Source organism: Gimesia aquarii (assembly GCF_007748195.1).
In the GTDB taxonomy this organism is placed as follows: Bacteria; Planctomycetota; Planctomycetia; order Planctomycetales; family Planctomycetaceae; genus Gimesia; species Gimesia aquarii.
Genome location: NZ_CP037920.1, coordinates 1,637,196 through 1,653,947 on the forward strand (window position 1 = coordinate 1,637,196; position 16,752 = coordinate 1,653,947).

At 45.7% G+C, this 16,752-nt stretch carries 11 protein-coding genes; 8 read left to right on the forward strand and 3 right to left on the reverse strand.

Annotation, left to right across the window (positions count from 1 at the left end; genetic code table 11):
• Positions 1 to 3 precede the first annotated feature (3 nt).
• The gene (locus V144x_RS06760; protein ID WP_144983259.1) at positions 4 to 2,994 is read right to left on the reverse strand and encodes a PVC-type heme-binding CxxCH protein; all 2,991 of its coding nucleotides are present in this window, start codon (positions 2,992 to 2,994) and stop codon (positions 4 to 6) included.
• A gap of 69 nt (positions 2,995 to 3,063) precedes the next feature.
• Positions 3,064 to 3,741 carry a GntR family transcriptional regulator gene (locus V144x_RS06765; RefSeq protein ID WP_197998796.1) on the reverse strand — a complete coding sequence of 226 codons (678 nt, stop codon included), beginning with the start codon at positions 3,739 to 3,741 and terminating at the stop codon, positions 3,064 to 3,066.
• A gap of 655 nt (positions 3,742 to 4,396) precedes the next feature.
• Between V144x_RS06765 and V144x_RS06770 the strand changes: the two genes are divergently transcribed.
• Positions 4,397 to 4,906, forward strand: coding sequence for a hypothetical protein (locus V144x_RS06770; RefSeq protein WP_144983265.1), 510 nt, complete (start codon positions 4,397 to 4,399; stop codon positions 4,904 to 4,906).
• Positions 4,907 to 4,928: 22 nt separating this feature from the next.
• Here V144x_RS06770 and V144x_RS06775 read toward each other — a convergent pair whose 3' ends face one another.
• Positions 4,929 to 6,353 carry a sulfatase family protein gene (locus tag V144x_RS06775; protein WP_144983269.1) on the reverse strand — a complete coding sequence of 475 codons (1,425 nt, stop codon included), beginning with the start codon at positions 6,351 to 6,353 and terminating at the stop codon, positions 4,929 to 4,931.
• Between the two features lie 257 nt (positions 6,354 to 6,610).
• Here V144x_RS06775 and V144x_RS06780 point away from each other — a divergent pair, with 257 nt between their 5' ends.
• From V144x_RS06780 to V144x_RS06810, 7 genes are all read left to right on the forward strand, one after another.
• Positions 6,611 to 7,183, forward strand: coding sequence for a MarR family winged helix-turn-helix transcriptional regulator (locus V144x_RS06780; protein WP_144983272.1), 573 nt, complete (start codon positions 6,611 to 6,613; stop codon positions 7,181 to 7,183).
• A 69-nt stretch (positions 7,184 to 7,252) separates the two neighbouring features.
• Complete coding sequence (locus tag V144x_RS28635; RefSeq protein WP_144983275.1) at positions 7,253 to 10,027, forward strand: TolC family protein; 2,775 nt, start codon at positions 7,253 to 7,255, stop codon at positions 10,025 to 10,027.
• A 259-nt stretch (positions 10,028 to 10,286) separates the two neighbouring features.
• The gene (locus tag V144x_RS06790) at positions 10,287 to 11,867 is read left to right on the forward strand and encodes an efflux RND transporter periplasmic adaptor subunit (protein WP_232102824.1); all 1,581 of its coding nucleotides are present in this window, start codon (positions 10,287 to 10,289) and stop codon (positions 11,865 to 11,867) included.
• Positions 11,864 to 12,577, forward strand: coding sequence for an ABC transporter ATP-binding protein (locus V144x_RS06795; RefSeq protein WP_144983281.1), 714 nt, complete (start codon positions 11,864 to 11,866; stop codon positions 12,575 to 12,577). Before V144x_RS06790 ends, V144x_RS06795 begins: the two co-directional genes overlap by 4 nt.
• 59 nt (positions 12,578 to 12,636) lie before the next feature.
• Positions 12,637 to 13,977, forward strand: a complete 1,341-nt coding sequence (locus V144x_RS06800) for an ABC transporter permease (protein WP_144983284.1) — start codon at positions 12,637 to 12,639, stop codon at positions 13,975 to 13,977.
• Positions 13,978 to 14,179: 202 nt separating this feature from the next.
• The gene (locus tag V144x_RS06805) at positions 14,180 to 16,270 is read left to right on the forward strand and encodes a thioredoxin-like domain-containing protein (protein WP_144983287.1); all 2,091 of its coding nucleotides are present in this window, start codon (positions 14,180 to 14,182) and stop codon (positions 16,268 to 16,270) included.
• A 196-nt stretch (positions 16,271 to 16,466) separates the two neighbouring features.
• Complete coding sequence (locus V144x_RS06810; protein WP_232102741.1) at positions 16,467 to 16,745, forward strand: 2TM domain-containing protein; 279 nt, start codon at positions 16,467 to 16,469, stop codon at positions 16,743 to 16,745.
• Positions 16,746 to 16,752 lie beyond the last annotated feature (7 nt).

Below are 16,752 nucleotides of genomic sequence, written 5' to 3' on the forward strand. Positions count from 1 at the left end.
AATTCAGTGTTTGTTGGTACCTTCACTCTGTAAATAGCTAAACAGATCGCGCAGTTCCTGATCTTTTAATGGCTTCAAGACATCCTCTGGCATCAGCGAAACGGACGCGTTGTGGATTTCTTCAATGTCTTCACGTCGGACAGTGGATTCTTTGTTTTTGTTATCCGCCAGTACGATCTGAGTTGGAGTTTCTTTGACGATAATCCCGGTCAGAACTCGTCCATCCTGTGTGAGTACGACAGAAGACACAAACTCTTTTCGAATAAATGCATTGGGATTGATAATGCTTTCGAGCAAATAGTTCAGGTCCTTGCGGTTTGCGGTTGTCAGATCAGGACCCAATTTTTTGCCTTCTCCGAAAAGTTGATGGCAGGTGGCGCAGTGCTTTGTAAAAAGTCCGTGACCACGTTTTGGATCGCCGGTCGTTTTAAGATTAAATCGGACACGGCGAATTTCGGTGATTTTCTGTTCTGCAGTACTACGATTAATTTGCCCCCAATGTTTGGTGAGGAGCTCGGAAATGGATTCGTCTTTGTAAGCAGAAAGTGAGTTCAGTTCACCGAGAGAGACCTCACGAGGATCATACATTCCACCATCGATCCCTGTGAGAAAGCGTTTCGTCCACTCTGGGCGGGCAAACAGTACACGGCGGACGTATGCACGTGAGTTACTATCGTAGTCAGTGTATGCTTTTAAAAGAGTTTCACCCACACGCTCATCGTCATACCGTGCGAGAACATCCATGGCTGCTTGTTTTAACCAGGTTGGTTGATGAGGTGCCAGCAGGGGTAACAATGGTGCAATACTTGAGGCGTCACCAAATTGACGCAGCACATTGAACATGGTCCTTCGTTGTTGCTGTTCTGTTTGATCGTTGGTGACTACCTTCAGTGCATAGTCCGCGACAGCCCGGTTGCCAAGTCGTCCGTTCAGTTTGATGAGTGTGAAATTTGACGGTTGTTTGTTCCATTTCTCTGCTAGCCACTGTTTGAGATCAGCGGGTACACGATCTTCAAGACGCTTTTTTTTGATGCGGCGCCTGCTTACCATTGCCAGGCCCGCATCAAGCGATGTCAACAGGTTCTGTTCATCGATTGAAGAAGGTGCACTCTCAATTAACTTCTTACAGACAGCCAAAGTACGTGGTGTTGCTTCTACCGCTAAGCGTTGCATGAGTCGGTTCAGGATCTCTTCACGAATCAATGATTTCTGCCACGCAGATTTATTAACAAACCGCTGTTCAATATCGTCAATGGCAGACATAGCGTGTTGCTCAACAGCCCACCAGAGCAGCAACGGGATGTAGGGATCTTTCCCGTCTGCATTACGCAGTAAGATTGTATGCGCAATTGACAAACCTTGTTTGGCTGGAATCCGTGCTGCCGTGCTGGCCAGTTGGCTGCGGACAATGGCACTAGGATCACTTTTTGCCAAACGATTGAATTGTTCTGTAACCGGTGGCGAGATGTTCTGCTCATCACCCAGTAATCGAACGGTCCAGGCACGAATATGTTCGTTTTGATGTGTGAGTGCTTTCAGAGCCGTTTGCTGGTCCAGGCCTCCTGTCGATGCCAGAGTCCAGAGTGAGTTGAGCACAAGCCGGTTATTGCTGTTTTGTAAAATCGTTTTACGGAGCTGTGGCCAAATACTCTGGTCTCCGCGGGACACTAATTCACGCCGTGCAGCGCGCACATACCATTCGTTGGAAAGATTAAGCATTTTTACCAATTGATTGCTTGGCATCTGTAGGAGATCTTTGTGTTTTTCTGAGCGAACACCTTTGGCTTGCACTCGGAAAATACGGCCATTTGAGCGGTCCCAGTCAGCATCGGGATTAGGATGCGCGGTTCGTTTATCATGCCAGTCGGAAAAATAAACTGCTCCATCTGGTCCGACTGTCAAATCATTTGGAGCAAACCAGGTGTCATTGGCTTTGACCAGTTCTCCTCCATGCGCGCTACGGAATGATGTTCCATCTGGGTGTATCTCATGAAAATGAATTTCGTGCGATAACAAGTTCGTGCTGATATATTTGTTGCGCATTTCTTCAGGAAATGTGTCGCCTTGATAAAGTGTGCCGCCCACAGTCACATGTCCGCCACGAAAATTTTTGTGTGGCATATGATTGAAATACCCAAATGTGTAAGGATTTCGCAGTGGGCCGTGTTTGCTGAATTGCTTCCAGTAGTATCCCCCCTGTACCATGTGCAGCATGGTAAATCCGCCGACATTTGTGCTGGCCAACAGGTTTCCGTGACGATCAAAGTCCAGACCCCACATGTTGCCTCCACCTTCAGCGAATAGTTCAAATTTCTTTGAAACGGGATGATATCGCCAGATTGCCTGCACAAACTTGATGCCACGAATCACGGCGGTCACTGTGCTACCCTGGCACCCATACAGCCAGCCATCCGGACCGAAAGTTAGAGAATTGGCGACAGAACTCGCATCATCCATGCCGAAACCTCTCAGCAACACTTCCGGGTCGCTATCGGGAAGATCATCACGGTTCCGATCAGGATAGAAGAGCAGATACGGTGCTTGTAAGACAAAGACTCCGCCATGTCCGAACGCAAAACCAGAGGCAAGGTTCAAACCATTCACGAAATCCTTTGCGCGATCCATGTGCCCATCGCCGTCTGTGTCTTCGAGAATTGTCAATCGATCTGCCCCTTTTGGCCCATGTGGGGGTGGTTTGGGGACTCGGTCGTATTTTGAACGCGTGTGCTGATCGACTTTAACTCGTTTCAGTCCTGCCGGGTTAGGATATTGAAGGTATTGCATGACCCATATCCTGCCGCGATCATCAAAGTCAATGGCCACGGGCTGACGCACCAGAGGTTCTGAGGCCACAAGTTTCACCTCAAACCCCTCGGCGACGGTCATGCGCTGAGCGGCTTCTTCCGGCGGAACGCCTTGAGCAAAGATGGTCGCTTCTGCCATGCACAAGACCAGAGCCATCACAACAATCCAGCGTCCTATAAGGGAATCCATTTATTGCATCCTCTGATTATTTAATGTTCAAATAAATGATATTTTGTTTCTGAAGATTGAAGGCATTCACTAGCACAACCACTCGGGGACAAAATTTCCTTCCGCAATCTGCTGTTCAACCAGATTGCGTGCTGATCGAATATGGTCGCGCATCAATTGTTCTGCTTCGTCAGGGTCGTTTTTCTCAATGGCCTCAATAATGGATCGATGGGCTTCATAAACAATCTCGACATCGAAACTCATTTTCAACACCAATTGCAATGTCCAATGGCTTGTGGTGACTGCCTGAAGTGTCCCGCTATTCGCCGTCTCAACGATACGATGGTGGAATTCCCGATCCAGCAGCGCTGCTTCGTCGTTCTTTTCTTCCTGTCCTAATAAGTAAATGCGCGTGACTAATTGATCCAGCTTTTTAATATCTTCTCGGCTGGCGCGTTGGCAACATAAACGCGCAGCAAGACCTTCGAGGACTTCACGAACTTCGAGTGCCTCAACTACTTTGGCACCGTCTAATTCACTGACAAAGACTCCCAGGTTGTCGACGGCATCTACCAGACCACAGCAACTCAATTCCAGTAACGATTCCCGCACGACTCCTTGTGCAACGGAAAACTCCTTGGCGAGTCTTTCTTGAACGAGTCGCTGTCCCGGCTTCAGTTTTCTGCTCAGAATCATCTCTGTGATTTGATTTCTTACACGATGTCGAGATGACTTTCCATCAGAACTTGTCGTTTGGGTGATTACCACTTCTGGGTCTTTCCTTATTTGGGAATATAAAATCATCGATGATTATTGATTGTAATCAATGATAACCGATGGTCAACACTTTAGCTATGTTTTTTAAATTTGTTTATAATATATATGGGATCATCGAAAGAAGCTTTGCAGAGATGTGAATTGCGACGCAGGTGACTGAAGCGAAATGAGTAATTAGATTTAGGACGATCCAGGTAAGTTGATAAGGTGGGTTGGTAATCAATATTCGTTTTTATATGTAGTTCATTTGATGTAAACGTATTTATTTTTTGGCATTCATGTTCTTGGTTATCTAATTGTGTTCTATCGCGATAAAATTTAAGCATATTCTGGATGACGTGTGTGTGCTATTACGCAATAAGAGGTTTTCTTAGAAGCATTAAATGTGTAAAAGTTTGTACTACCACTTGATGAACTATGATCCTCAATACGAATTGGTGACCATCAGTACTTAAAGTTCGAGATCTGATGATTCAATTTTGTTTGGGTTTTACCAGGCAAATAATTATGTGCTTTCCAGATATGTGTTCGAGAACTTTATTTATTCATTTCCGAAGTTTTATTTTCCTGGTCTTAACTATAATTAGTAGTAGTTCATTGGCATTCATCGAAAAAATCTCAAACCCAAATAGTGTGATCACTCATTATGAATATCAGTAATTCCGAAATTGTAGATACGATCAAAGCAATCGAATCTATTGCCCCCGATGGTTATGGCAGAATGTCCATTCCCTGCGAGACAGACGAAGAACTCTATCAAAAAATTGAATTTGCATTGCAAAGTGAGTCGAGAGCTGACTTCCTGCTCAATCAGAATGGCGTTGATAGTCTTCTTAAATTTACCGAGCGGATGGCATCACAGTGTTTGCGTGAGCCTGATTTTGAACATTGTAGTCACGCGGCAGAAGCGGTTGAGTTAATATTGTCACAGCCTTGCTATGATGAGAAAATGCTGTCCGTCGCGTTGGCATTGATCCATGATGCGTACAATCGATTATCAAAACCACGTCCCGCGTTTGATTGGAAACACATACCCAAGTTCCATGAAGCCTGGAATGATTTTTGTACCCGTTTTGAACTTGACCAATCTATCGCCGAAAGCCATTTCCGTATTGGAACGGAACACGATGGCTTGCGTTATATTTGTTATTGGTAGAATCTGGTTTTCTTACCTTGAACTATTTTTTGATTGGTATCTCCAGTTGTGATGGAACCGGTTTGATGCTTTGCTGATGTTTTTCAGCGGCTGCTTTGATCGATTTGATCACTTCCGGGTTTGCTTTGGCAACATCATATTTTTCAGACGGATCATGTTCAAGATGATATAACACGGGGGGATGATGTTCTTTGAACGGCTCTCTACCATAGGCTGGTTTTGTAATGAAATGTGCTTTCCAGGGACCTTTCCGAAAAGCCATCAATTTCGTCCCACGGTAAAAGGCCATTTCCTTTCTCGGACTCTCGCCAGTTCCCAGTAAGACCGATGATAAATCCACACCATCAACAACCCGGTCGGAAGGGACTTTACCACCGGCTAGCTGGATCGAAGTCGTAAAGATATCCATCGTACTACCTAATTCGTGCGTCACGGAACCAGAGGGGATATGCCCGGGCCACCAGGCAAGTGTTGGCTCTCGCATGCCACCTTCCCACGTACTTCCTTTCCCTTCCCTCAATAATCCGGCAGAACCTCCCTGTTCATTGAAGATCAGCCAGGGGCCATTATCACTGGAAAACCAGACGATTGTATTCTGGTCAAGTCCCTGATCTTTAAGGGTTTGTAGAATCTGACCGACGCTCCAGTCAATTTCTTCAATCACATCACCATACAATCCACGTCGACTTGTATCTTCGATTGCTTTCGAGCGGAATAACGGGACATGTGGCATGCTATGAGCCAGATAGAGATAGAAAGGTTGTTTTTGATTTCCTTTAATAAATTTGATCGCTTCTTTGGTATAGCGTTTGGTAATCGTGGTCTGGTCTGCCGGTCGCTCAATGACTTCCTGATTACGCATTAAGGGTACGTTCCAGTATTCCACTTTTGGTTTGAGAAAAATTTTACGTCCCAGTTTTCGCTCTGCCACTCGGTCCATATCGTTGGAATAAGGAATACCGAAATAAGAATCGAAACCATGACTGGTTGGTAAGAACTGTGGTAGATGGCCCAGATGCCATTTTCCCACACAGGCAGTCTTGTACCCCGTTTCTTTCAAAGCTTCTGCTAAGGTCACTTCACTCGCTTGAAGTCCGCCGCCGGAATCGGGAAAGAGAACCCGTCGTTTATCGCTGCACATTCCAGAGCGAATCGGATAGCGGCCCGTCAATAAAGCGGCCCGGCTAGGGGTACATACCGGGGCTGCCGAATAGAACTGAGTAAATTTCATACCTTCGGCGGCCATCTGATCCAAGTGAGGAGTTTTAATCGTGGGATGTCCAAAACAGGCCAAGTCACCATATCCCAGATCGTCAGCATAGATCACGATGACGTTGGGTTTTGCGGCGGCACGAGCTTCAGTCGATAATGTGCAGATAATGAATAGGGGAAATAGTAAGAATGGGTGAACTTTTGTTTTGCACAAAATGAGCGCGAACTGCTTCATGGAATGTTCTCTCACGACTGGGTTTAGGGAGCAGTGAATCAATCTAACTTCATGTGATTGTTCACTCTTTGTAGCTTGATTGCAACCTAAAATAAAAATTTACTTATGTAAAACTTTGCGGGTTATGCCGATAAGTCCTTCAGATACTAATACTTCATGTCCGAAATATTAATAGAGACAATCATCGGGCCGGAGATTACGCGAAGTCAAGATCAGAACAAAATTTTTCATATCAAGTCAGTTTGAGGTTGGTGTATATGGAACAGGAACACAATTCCGATTTGGAAACGGCCCAGGATCCCATTGATTGGCGATCGTTACAAAATCATGAATGTGTTGAACAGATTGATCTTCTGATTCGAACAGTTCATTTGGTTAGAGCGGCTTTAAACAATAGCTTTGCTCAATTGGAGATTAATGAAGTTCGCTACGCGTCACTCAAGGTGATTGATGCGGTGAGTCAAGTAGGATGCTCTCAGTCAGAACTGGCACGAAAACTGGGGCAGTCAGAGTCGAATATCTGTACATTGATCGAACGTATGGAAAGCGACAAATTGGTGATACGGCAGCAATCTAAGAAGGATCGCCGTAAACGCGTGTTGCATTTAACTGAGGAAGGTGAAAGTATCCTGGCACAAGTGAAGGCGTATCATGGTACCGTTTCACAGCGTTTGTTGTCAGCATTGAATTCAGATCAAAGACGTCAACTCACCGGCATTTTGCAGGCCTTGCTCAAGTCGGCTCATATCCAACGGTCTCATCGTGAGACTGCAAAAACGATTCTGGATGTCTCCGGTCCTTATCCATTTCAGGGGTCTCCTGCAGCCTAGTTCTTTTGTTTTTATATTGGTTTCGTCATTCCTGAATTCATTTCTATTTTATGCAACGGATGCTCTTCCATGAGGCGCATAAAACGTTTTCTGTTTTATAACAATCGCAAACCACTGTTAACGACCGCTTTGATCCTAGCAATGGCCGTGGTTCATTCTGGCTGCTCTCCAACATTCTGGTTCGACCAAGCCAATCAGGATACATATGAAATCTTAGCTGAGAATGCAAATGATCCTGCCTGGCAGGTTCCCCGTTATGACATCGAACCCGATCCACGCAGTCGCTTTTATGATCCTTATGACCCTAATCATGAACCACTGCCTCCCGACGACCCTGCGGCAAATGTCTATATGCATTGGCTACAATGTAAGAAAGGGTATAAAAGCTGGCATAAGTTTGGCCGCGCACTTAGTATTGAGAATCCGGACTGGCTTGTGCAGTACGGGATCAGTCCCGAATTGAGTGCGGAAATTGCTGCCTCGGGTGATGCATTAGAAGGTGTGGAATTACCTGCCCTCAATGATCTTACACTTGCGGAAACCATTGACATTGCCAACATCAATAGCCGCGAATATCAATTTCAAATTGAAAATTTGTTTCTGGCCGCTTTGGATTTGACGTTTGGCCGATTCCAGTTTGATGTCCGGTATCTCGGTGTGGGGGGGCAGAATCCCCAGGCAGAACTCAATCGACGTCGATTGGCAAATGGAACACAGGAACTCGATCTGGCTAGCCGGATCGGAGTGAATCAGGTTCTCCCCAGTGGAGCCCAATGGGCCGTTGAACTGGCAAACAATACACTCTGGATATTCTCTGGATCGAATCGAACCAACTCTGTCAGTCTCCTTTCCTACTCTCTGGTACAGCCTCTCTTGTTAGGGGCAGGTCGAAAAGTGGTGTTGAATAATCTGACACAGGATGAACGAAACGTGTTATATCAGACACGGACACTCGCTCGATTCCGAAAAGAGTTTTTTACAGCCAATGTCGCCGGAGGGACTGGCTTTCTACAGTTGCTCCAGCAAACTCAGGTTATTAACAATGAACGAAATAATATCAAGTTGCTGGAACGTCAGGTTGAAACCTTGCGTGCGCTCTCTTCACAAAAGCCAAAAGTCCTCTCTGAAAAATTAGAAAAACTTCCCGAGAATTGGATCCTTCCACCCGAACTGGTTGATAAGTTGCTGTTTGATGACGAAGCTCAACTTTTGTCATGGAATGGAGAAATGACAGAAGCACATGAGAAACAATTGTTGGCGTTAAGTGAAGAAAATGCTTATCAGGCGGCTGTCAATGAATTGATCCAGCGAGTCCGAACGGAAGTTGTCACTTTGGATGTTGCACAGTTGGAAACCAGATTGGCACAATCCATCAATCGCCTGAGATCATTCGAACGAGTCTATCAGGATTCACTGGGGAGTTTCAAACTTTTTTTGGGACTGCCTCCCAATATGCCTTTGAGTATCGATGAATCGTTATTGAAACCGTTTCAATTAATTGATCCCTTGTTGCCAGCGATAGAACAAGAAATTTATGACTATGTCCTAGTGTGGGCGAAAGTTTACGTAGAGGACTGGGAAGATCCTGACTTAATTCCTCCCACAACGGCAGAATTGAAAGAAGTTCTCATTGGTCTCAAACAGCTTCTGGCCAAACTTCGTGCCGATGGATTGGAAACACTGGAACAGGACATTAAAAATATAGAAGACCTGCTGGGCGATAATGATGAAAATGTTTCAGAAGAACTGTTGGCCTTACGTCAGCGGCGTTTCCTCTCAGATGAAGATCGTGAACGAGTCCGCCAAAGTTCCTCAAATGATATACGTTTGTATTATGGGGTTCGAAAGACAATGGAAGGCATGGAACGCCGTCTGGATGGCCTACAGAGTTTTCTGAGTGAAGATAAACTGACAAATGAGCAAAAAAAGCGAATTATTTTTGAGATGGCAGATCTTCGTGAAGACATGCTCAGAATCTCCCAGGGAATGCAGGTCATTGAAATTGGTCTGCGAGTGGAACTGATTACCCTGGAACCATTTACGATGGACATCGGTGAAGTGGTTCGCATCGGACTTGCAAACAGACTCGATTTGATGAATCAGCGTGGTTTGGTGATGGATGCTCGCAGGTTGATGGAAGTCCGGTCTAATTCTCTCGAAGCGGTGTTAAATGTCGTAGTAGAAGGAGACGTTAGTACGCCTCTCGGTAGAAACAAGCCGTTGGATTTCCGCGGAAGTCAGGCAGGTTTTCGAGCAGGAGTCGAGTTTACAGCTCCATTATCTTTGGTTCAGGAAAGAAACGCCTATCGCGAGTCACAAATCGATTATCAACGAGAACGCCGTGCTTTTATGGCTGCGGAAGACGATACGAAGTTCGAAATTCGCCAAAGTTGGCGTCAATTAGCAGTGTTACGTCAGAATTTCGAGACTTCTCGAGTTCAAATCCGTTTAGCCGCTTTACAGTATGACAGTGCAGTAGAGGCAACATCAGATCCTGCCCAAGCAGGGCGTAATCAAGGCCTAAATCTGTTAAACGCGTTAAATGCGGTATTAGACGCACAAAACAGTTTAATTGGCAACTGGATAAATTATGAGCAAAACCGACTTAACATCTATCTGGATATGGGTATTATGGAGATAGATGAAAATGGAATTTGGAAAGACGATTTCTACCAACACCGCGCGGGAAGAATCAGGCCCACCAATGAGCACCGCCAACCCCCCCCAGGGACAACTGAAACCGGAGTTACCGCAGCAGAAGACATCAGACAAGTTGTCTTCCGACCTGCCGGAGAGCTTAACGCCCTCTCCACTGAAAGCGAAGAAACGCCGCAAGCTCCCTAAAACCAGAACGTTACTCTTGTTTGCGATCGTAGGATCTGGTGTCGCGATATTGACGGTTCCTGCCATTCGACAGTCGTTGTTTTCTTCATTCTCTTCGGGGAGCAAGAAAAATACGATTTATATTACCGACACGGTCACACGCGGACCGTTCCGAGTCACGGTGACCGAAAAAGGCCAGTTGGACAGTCTGAATAATGTCACGCTGACCAGTAAGGTCAAAGGCTATACGACGATCATTAGTATCGTTCCCGAAGGAACCATGGTCAAAGCAGGTGATCTTCTCTGTGAACTTGATTCTGCCCTACTGGTTGATAAAGAAAAGCAACAGCAAATTCAGGTCACACAGGCAGAGGCCGAATTGAAACAGGCAGAAGAAAATGTGGCCATTCAGAAAACGCAAAATGACAGCGATAACTCAGCGGCTCTTCTTGCATATGAATTAGCAAAACTTGACTTGGAAAAGTTTCTAAAAGGCGAATCGCAACGTGACATTAATGTCAAACAAGGAGCGATTACCAAAGCCCGCGAAGATTTACAGCGTGCGGAAGAAACGTTTGAGTTCTCCAAGAGAATTGCAAAAAAGGGTTATAAAAACCAAAACGATGTGGAAGCAGACCGTATCAATGTTGTAAAAGCACAGATTGATCTGGAGATTGCCAAAGAAGATTTAGCGGTTGAAAAAGACTATGTACAAAAACGGAAAGAACGAGAGTTAAAAGCCGCCGTTGAGGAGAAAGAACGAGATCAGGAACGCGTTCGACGTAAAGGAATTGCCACATTAGCTCAGTATGAAGCCAAACTGAAGGCAGGCCAGTTGACCTATGAAGTTGAGAGCAGTGAACTGGAGCGGTTTCGAGAGCAGATTAAGGCCTGTAAATTAATCGCGCCTCAAAATGGTCAGGTTGTTTATGCCAACCAGGATAATGGGCGTCGCGGTAATGGTGAAGATGTGATTGAAGAAGGGACAGAAGTCCGCGAACGTCAGGCGATCATACAATTACCAGATTTCAGCCTGATGAAAGTGGATGCTCGAATTCACGAATCAAAGATTAGCCTGATTCGAGAAGGATTGCCTGTTGATATTCGTGTTGATGCTTTTCCCGAACAAACCTATCTGGGTGAGGTGGATCAAGTCTCTTCTGTGCCGATTTCCTCCAACTGGATGCGGCCCGACCTCAAAGAATACAAGGCCTCCATCAAGATTGTGCCTAATGGAGCAGATATCACGAAACTGAAACCAGGTTTAACTGCTGAAATCGAAATTCGCATCGAAGAGCGAGATGGTGTGTTGCAGGTTCCCGTGCAATCAGTGATTACAATCGGAACTCAGCATTATATTTTCGTCCTTGGCTCGGATGGCGAAGCTGTACGAAGATTAATTAAAATTGGTCAGACCAGTGATACAACGATTGAAATTTTGGATGGTGTCCAGGAAGACGAAGAAGTCATCTTGAATCCTCGTACACACTTTGCAGATCAACTCATTGATCTGGAAGAACAGATGGCGCTTGAGCGGAAAGAGCAGGCTGAAAATCAGACGTCGGGTCAAGGTAAAAGGAAATCCACCAAAGCACAATCTTCAGGAAAATCGGGAGGCAAGGCTGGGGGGCAGAAATCCGAGAGGTCTTCTGCCGGTGGTGCGAGCGGCTTTATGAAGCGTCTTGACAAAAACTCAGATGGCAAAATTTCCAAAGAGGAACTGCCCGAGCCGATGCGCGAACGGTTCTCCAGTATGGATACCAACAAGGATGGTTTTATTACTGCGGAAGAGCTGAGTAAACTTCGAGGGAAGAGGCCACCTTCAGGAGGGCAAAGACCCTCTGGAGGAAAACGACCATGAGGCTGGCTGCCCAAGTTGTCGACCTCAGCAAATTCTATGATTTAGGTTCTGTTGTGGTAAAAGCGCTGCGGGGCGTTTCGACAGACTTTCCCGAAGGTGATTTTGTCGCCATTATGGGTTCATCCGGAAGTGGTAAAAGTACGCTTCTCAACCTTTTGGGAGCGTTGGACCGTCCTACCAGTGGTCAGTATTTTCTGGGTGGTCACGATGTTTCGACTCTGGATGATGATGAACTTTCATTGATGCGCAATGACATGATTGGTTTCATCTTTCAGTCTTTCAATCTGATTGCACAATATACCGTTCTGGAAAATATCGAAGTTCCACTTTTGTACCGTGCCGGCTATCCCGCCATCGGACGGGTTGAAAGAGAACGGTGTATCGAACTGGCCAATATGGTTGGTTTGGGAGACCGCCTAGACCATCGCCCCTTCCAGCTTTCTGGTGGACAACAACAACGTGTCTCCATCGCCAGAGCATTAGTGAATGATCCGGAAATTATTCTGGCGGATGAACCAACGGGTAACCTGGACTCAGCGACTGAAGCGGAGATTATGACTATCCTGCATAATTTAAACGCGGAAGGGCGCACTATTATTATGGTGACACACGAGCCCGGTATCGCCCAACAAACCAAACGTCAGATCACGATGAAAGATGGAATCATCGAGAGTGAAACCATTTTGCAAACTCCCTCGTTCAATCATTAAATCCATTAACGATACTTCTTTGTTACGATTTTTTTTCAGAAACTACTCAGGTCACCAGCATGACTCGAATCATTCGTATCATTCGGCTCGCACTGAAAAGCTTATTGCTGCATAAGCTAAGGTCCGGCTTGACGATGCTCGGGATTGTGTTTGGAGTCTTTTCTGTGATTGCCATGTTGGCCATTGGTGAAGGTGCCAGCGCGCAGGCTCAAAAACAGGTGTTGGAGCTAGGTGCCACAAACGTGATTGTGCGTAGTGTGAAGCCTCCACTTGATGTGGCCCAGTCTTCGACACGTACTCGAGTGCTGCAATATGGATTATTGAGGTCAGACTATAAAGTTTTAACCAATACGCTACCTACGATTACCAAAGCAGTTCCGATTCGGGAAATCAGCAGAGAAATTCGCTACCTGAAAGATGCCATGAATGCCCGCGTCGTCGGTTGTACCGGTGATTATCTGGAAATGAATCATTTGGAACTCTCTCAAGGTCGCTTCCTGACTCACAGTGATCAGACAAAGCTGCTGAATGTGGCTGTAATCGCCAATGATGTGGCAAACACCTTATTCAAGCATGAAGATCCGGTAGGAAAATCAATCCGGATTGGTCCCATGTTTTACACAGTTATTGGTGTGACTAAAGATCGTACCGCCTCTGCAGCCATTGGTGGTAGCCTCTCGGGGCAGGATTATAACAAAGATGTTTATGTCCCCATTAAGACGCTTCAGGTCCGCGAAGGAGATCTTGATATCAAAAATCAGGCCGGTAGCATGACGGCTGAGCAGATCGAACTGCATCAGATTACTCTACGGGTTAATGATAAAGATGCTGTATTACCAACGGCTCAGGCGATCAGAGAAACCTTGGAGCAATCGCATTCACGCGCCAAAGATTATGCTGTTGTTGTCCCTTTGGAGTTATTAAAACAGGCCGAGCAGATTCGACTCATCTTCAATGTTGTGTTGGGGTCGATCGCCGCCATCAGTTTAGTGGTGGGTGGGATTGGAATCATGAATATCATGCTGGCTACCGTTACCGAAAGAACGAGAGAAATTGGCGTTCGGCGTGCTCTGGGCGCACGACAGCGGGACATTGTCGAACAGTTTCTGACAGAAACTATCGTATTAGCAGGTTCGGGGGGATTAATTGGCGTTGTGCTTGGGCTCCTCACTCCTGTTTCCTTTCTGGGAATTCAATGGTTTGTGCAGAATTTCATTATGGAAGGTACCACCGTAGGTTCAGAAGTCGGGCGTATGTTTTTTGACCTGCAGCCACAGATTGCGTTCTGGAGCCTGCCCGTGGCGTTTGGGATCTCAGTGACGATTGGCGTTATCTCGGGAATTTATCCTGCTGTCGCTGCAGCAAAACTCGATCCCATTGAAGCATTACGACACGAATAATGCTTCAAACGTTGATTCACTACGAATTTTCAACACAATTTTAATTCATCAATGAATCTTGATTGGTTTACGGAATTTCCGTCTCGAAACGGTTCCTCAAAATGGGGAAGCGCCTACAATAGAAGCGTGTGTTTCCACAAATAAAAAAAGTAGTTTGATCCCGCCTTCACTCACCAGGCCCTCAGTACATGGAGAAGTTGGTATGCCAGGAAAGCAAGCTTTTCTGAATCGAATCTATCTCATTCCGTTCGTCATCGCTTCATTTTTCTTGAGCCTTGATCTTTCTGTATCGCTTGTCTTGGCAGATGAGAAGTCTCCAGCAAAAGACACAAAGCAATCTGAGAAAAACGTTAAGCAGGATAATGTTCTGGCTGTAAAAAATCCATTTCCGAATCGTCCCAAAGCACCCAGTTTGGATGGCGGCAAAGAATGGCTTAATACTTCCGGTGAGATCACGCTCAAAGACCTGCGTGGTAAAGTGGTACTCATCGATTTCTGGACCTATTGCTGTATCAATTGCATGCATGTGCTGCCCGATCTGGCTTACCTGGAAAAAAAGTATCCGAATGAACTGGTCGTCATCGGTTGTCACTCCGCTAAATTCGACAATGAAAAAGAAACGGATAATATTCGCCGCGCGATTCAACGCTATGAAATCAAACACCCGGTCATCAATGATGCCAACATGACCGTCTGGCGAAAGTATGGAGTGCGGGCATGGCCTTCGATGGTTCTCATTGATCCAGAAGGCAATTACTGCGGACATTTGTCCGGTGAAGGAAATCGCGAACTGTTGGACAAAGTTCTGGAACGGGTGATTGCCTATCATCGTGCGAAAGGTACTTTGGATGAGACTCCTGTGCACTTTGAATTAGAGTCAAACAAGTTAAAAAAGACACCGTTAAAGTTTCCTGGCAAACTCCTCGCCGATGCACCGAACCAGCGTCTGTTTATTTCCGACAGCAATCATAATCGAATTGTCATTGCTTCGCTGGATGGAAAATTAATCGATGTGATTGGCTCGGGGCAAATTGGCAAAAAAGATGGTGACTATAAGACCGCTTCATTTGATCATCCTCAAGGCATGGCCCTCGTAGGTAACACCCTGTATGTTGCTGATACTGAAAATCATCTGATTCGTGCGATCGACCTCAACAAAAAACAGGTCACAACTCTGGCAGGTACAGGTGAACAAGCCCGCTATCGTTCGGCAGGAGGCAAGCTGAAAGAATCTGCTCTCAACAGTCCCTGGGCTTTGGCCGAGATCAACGGCGTGCTCTATATCTGTATGGCGGGGCCTCATCAAATCTGGTCGCACAAACTGGGAACAGATGAAATTGGCGTTTATGCTGGCTCGGGACGTGAAGACATTACTAATGGTCCTCTGGAGACATCCGCATTTGCACAGACATCAGATATTACCGTTGATGGTGATGTATTCTATGTTGTCGATAGCGAAGGTTCAGCTGTGCGTAAAGTTGATACGAAAAATAAGAAAGTAACGACAATCGCAGGTACTTCCGATCTCGAGCGAGGTCGTGCTCTGTTTGAATTTGGGGATATAGACGGTATCGGTGAGAAATCACGGTTACAGCATCCGCTCGGAGTCCTGTTTGATAAAGGACGCCTGTTTGTTGCCGATACCTATAATCATAAGCTCAAAACTATCGATCTGAAAACCAACGAAGTCAAAACATTACTTGGCACAGGCAAGGATGGCGATGCGCTCAACCCGGCTCAGTTCTCCGAACCATCGGGGCTGGCACTCGTCGGAAACCGATTATTTGTGGCAGATACGAACAATCATCGTATCTGTGAGGTCAATCTGAATGATAACAAAGTGACTGAGTTCAAAGTACAGGGTTTAACGCCTCCCAGCCTGCCGAAAAAGTCAGATGACAGTTTTAGTCCAGCTAAAAACACAATAGCAGTTTCCGCACAAACGGTTGATGCTAAGAGCCCATTCAAAATCAGCGTGTCTCCGAAACTTCCTACCGAATTTAAGTTATCCCCACTGGCACCTGTGAAGTTTTCTTTCACATCTGATGCAGATCCCAAGAAAACCATTGCCAGAGGGAAGGGAGTTGTGAAAGGAAATCAAGTTGTTTTAGAACTTCCTGCATTAACTAGCCAGTCAGGCACTTATCTATTAAATCTACGTTTTGGATACTGTCGCGATGGTGTGGGCGGACTATGTAAACAGCATTCAGCCCATTGGAAAATTCCGATTGAGACTGCTGCTGGAAATAAAACATCTGAGATTTCGTTACCATTGGATCTCTCACAAGATTGAACTCGCTCTCTTTCTTTATGTTTATCAGAACGGTTGTTTGTCTTTTCAGATGGGAGACAGACAACCGTTTTTTCTTGATCCGGTTTCTGTGCAAGGCAAATATTTCTATGGCAAAAAATTATGGTTTCAGAAACTAACCTGTTCAATTCGTAATGACTTAGGTATAAGTTTTTGAGAGGAAAGGAGAGCGGGTATCATGATGGCAAAAAACGAAAATTATGAGCAGGCGAAAAGCCGTGTCGAAAAACGTATCGGTTTTATGATTCATGCTGGCGTTTATGTTCTTGTTAACGCTGGCCTGATTACTTTAAATCTGATGCGTTCCCCAGACAAACTCTGGTTTATCTGGCCATTAGGAGGCTGGGGGCTCGGAGTTTTATTCCACGCGATCAAAGTGTTTGGCCCCGGAAGTGGGGGGGCTTCGAATTGGAAAGAAAAAATGATTGAGAAAGAGCAATCGAAACTCGATGAGTAATATTTGA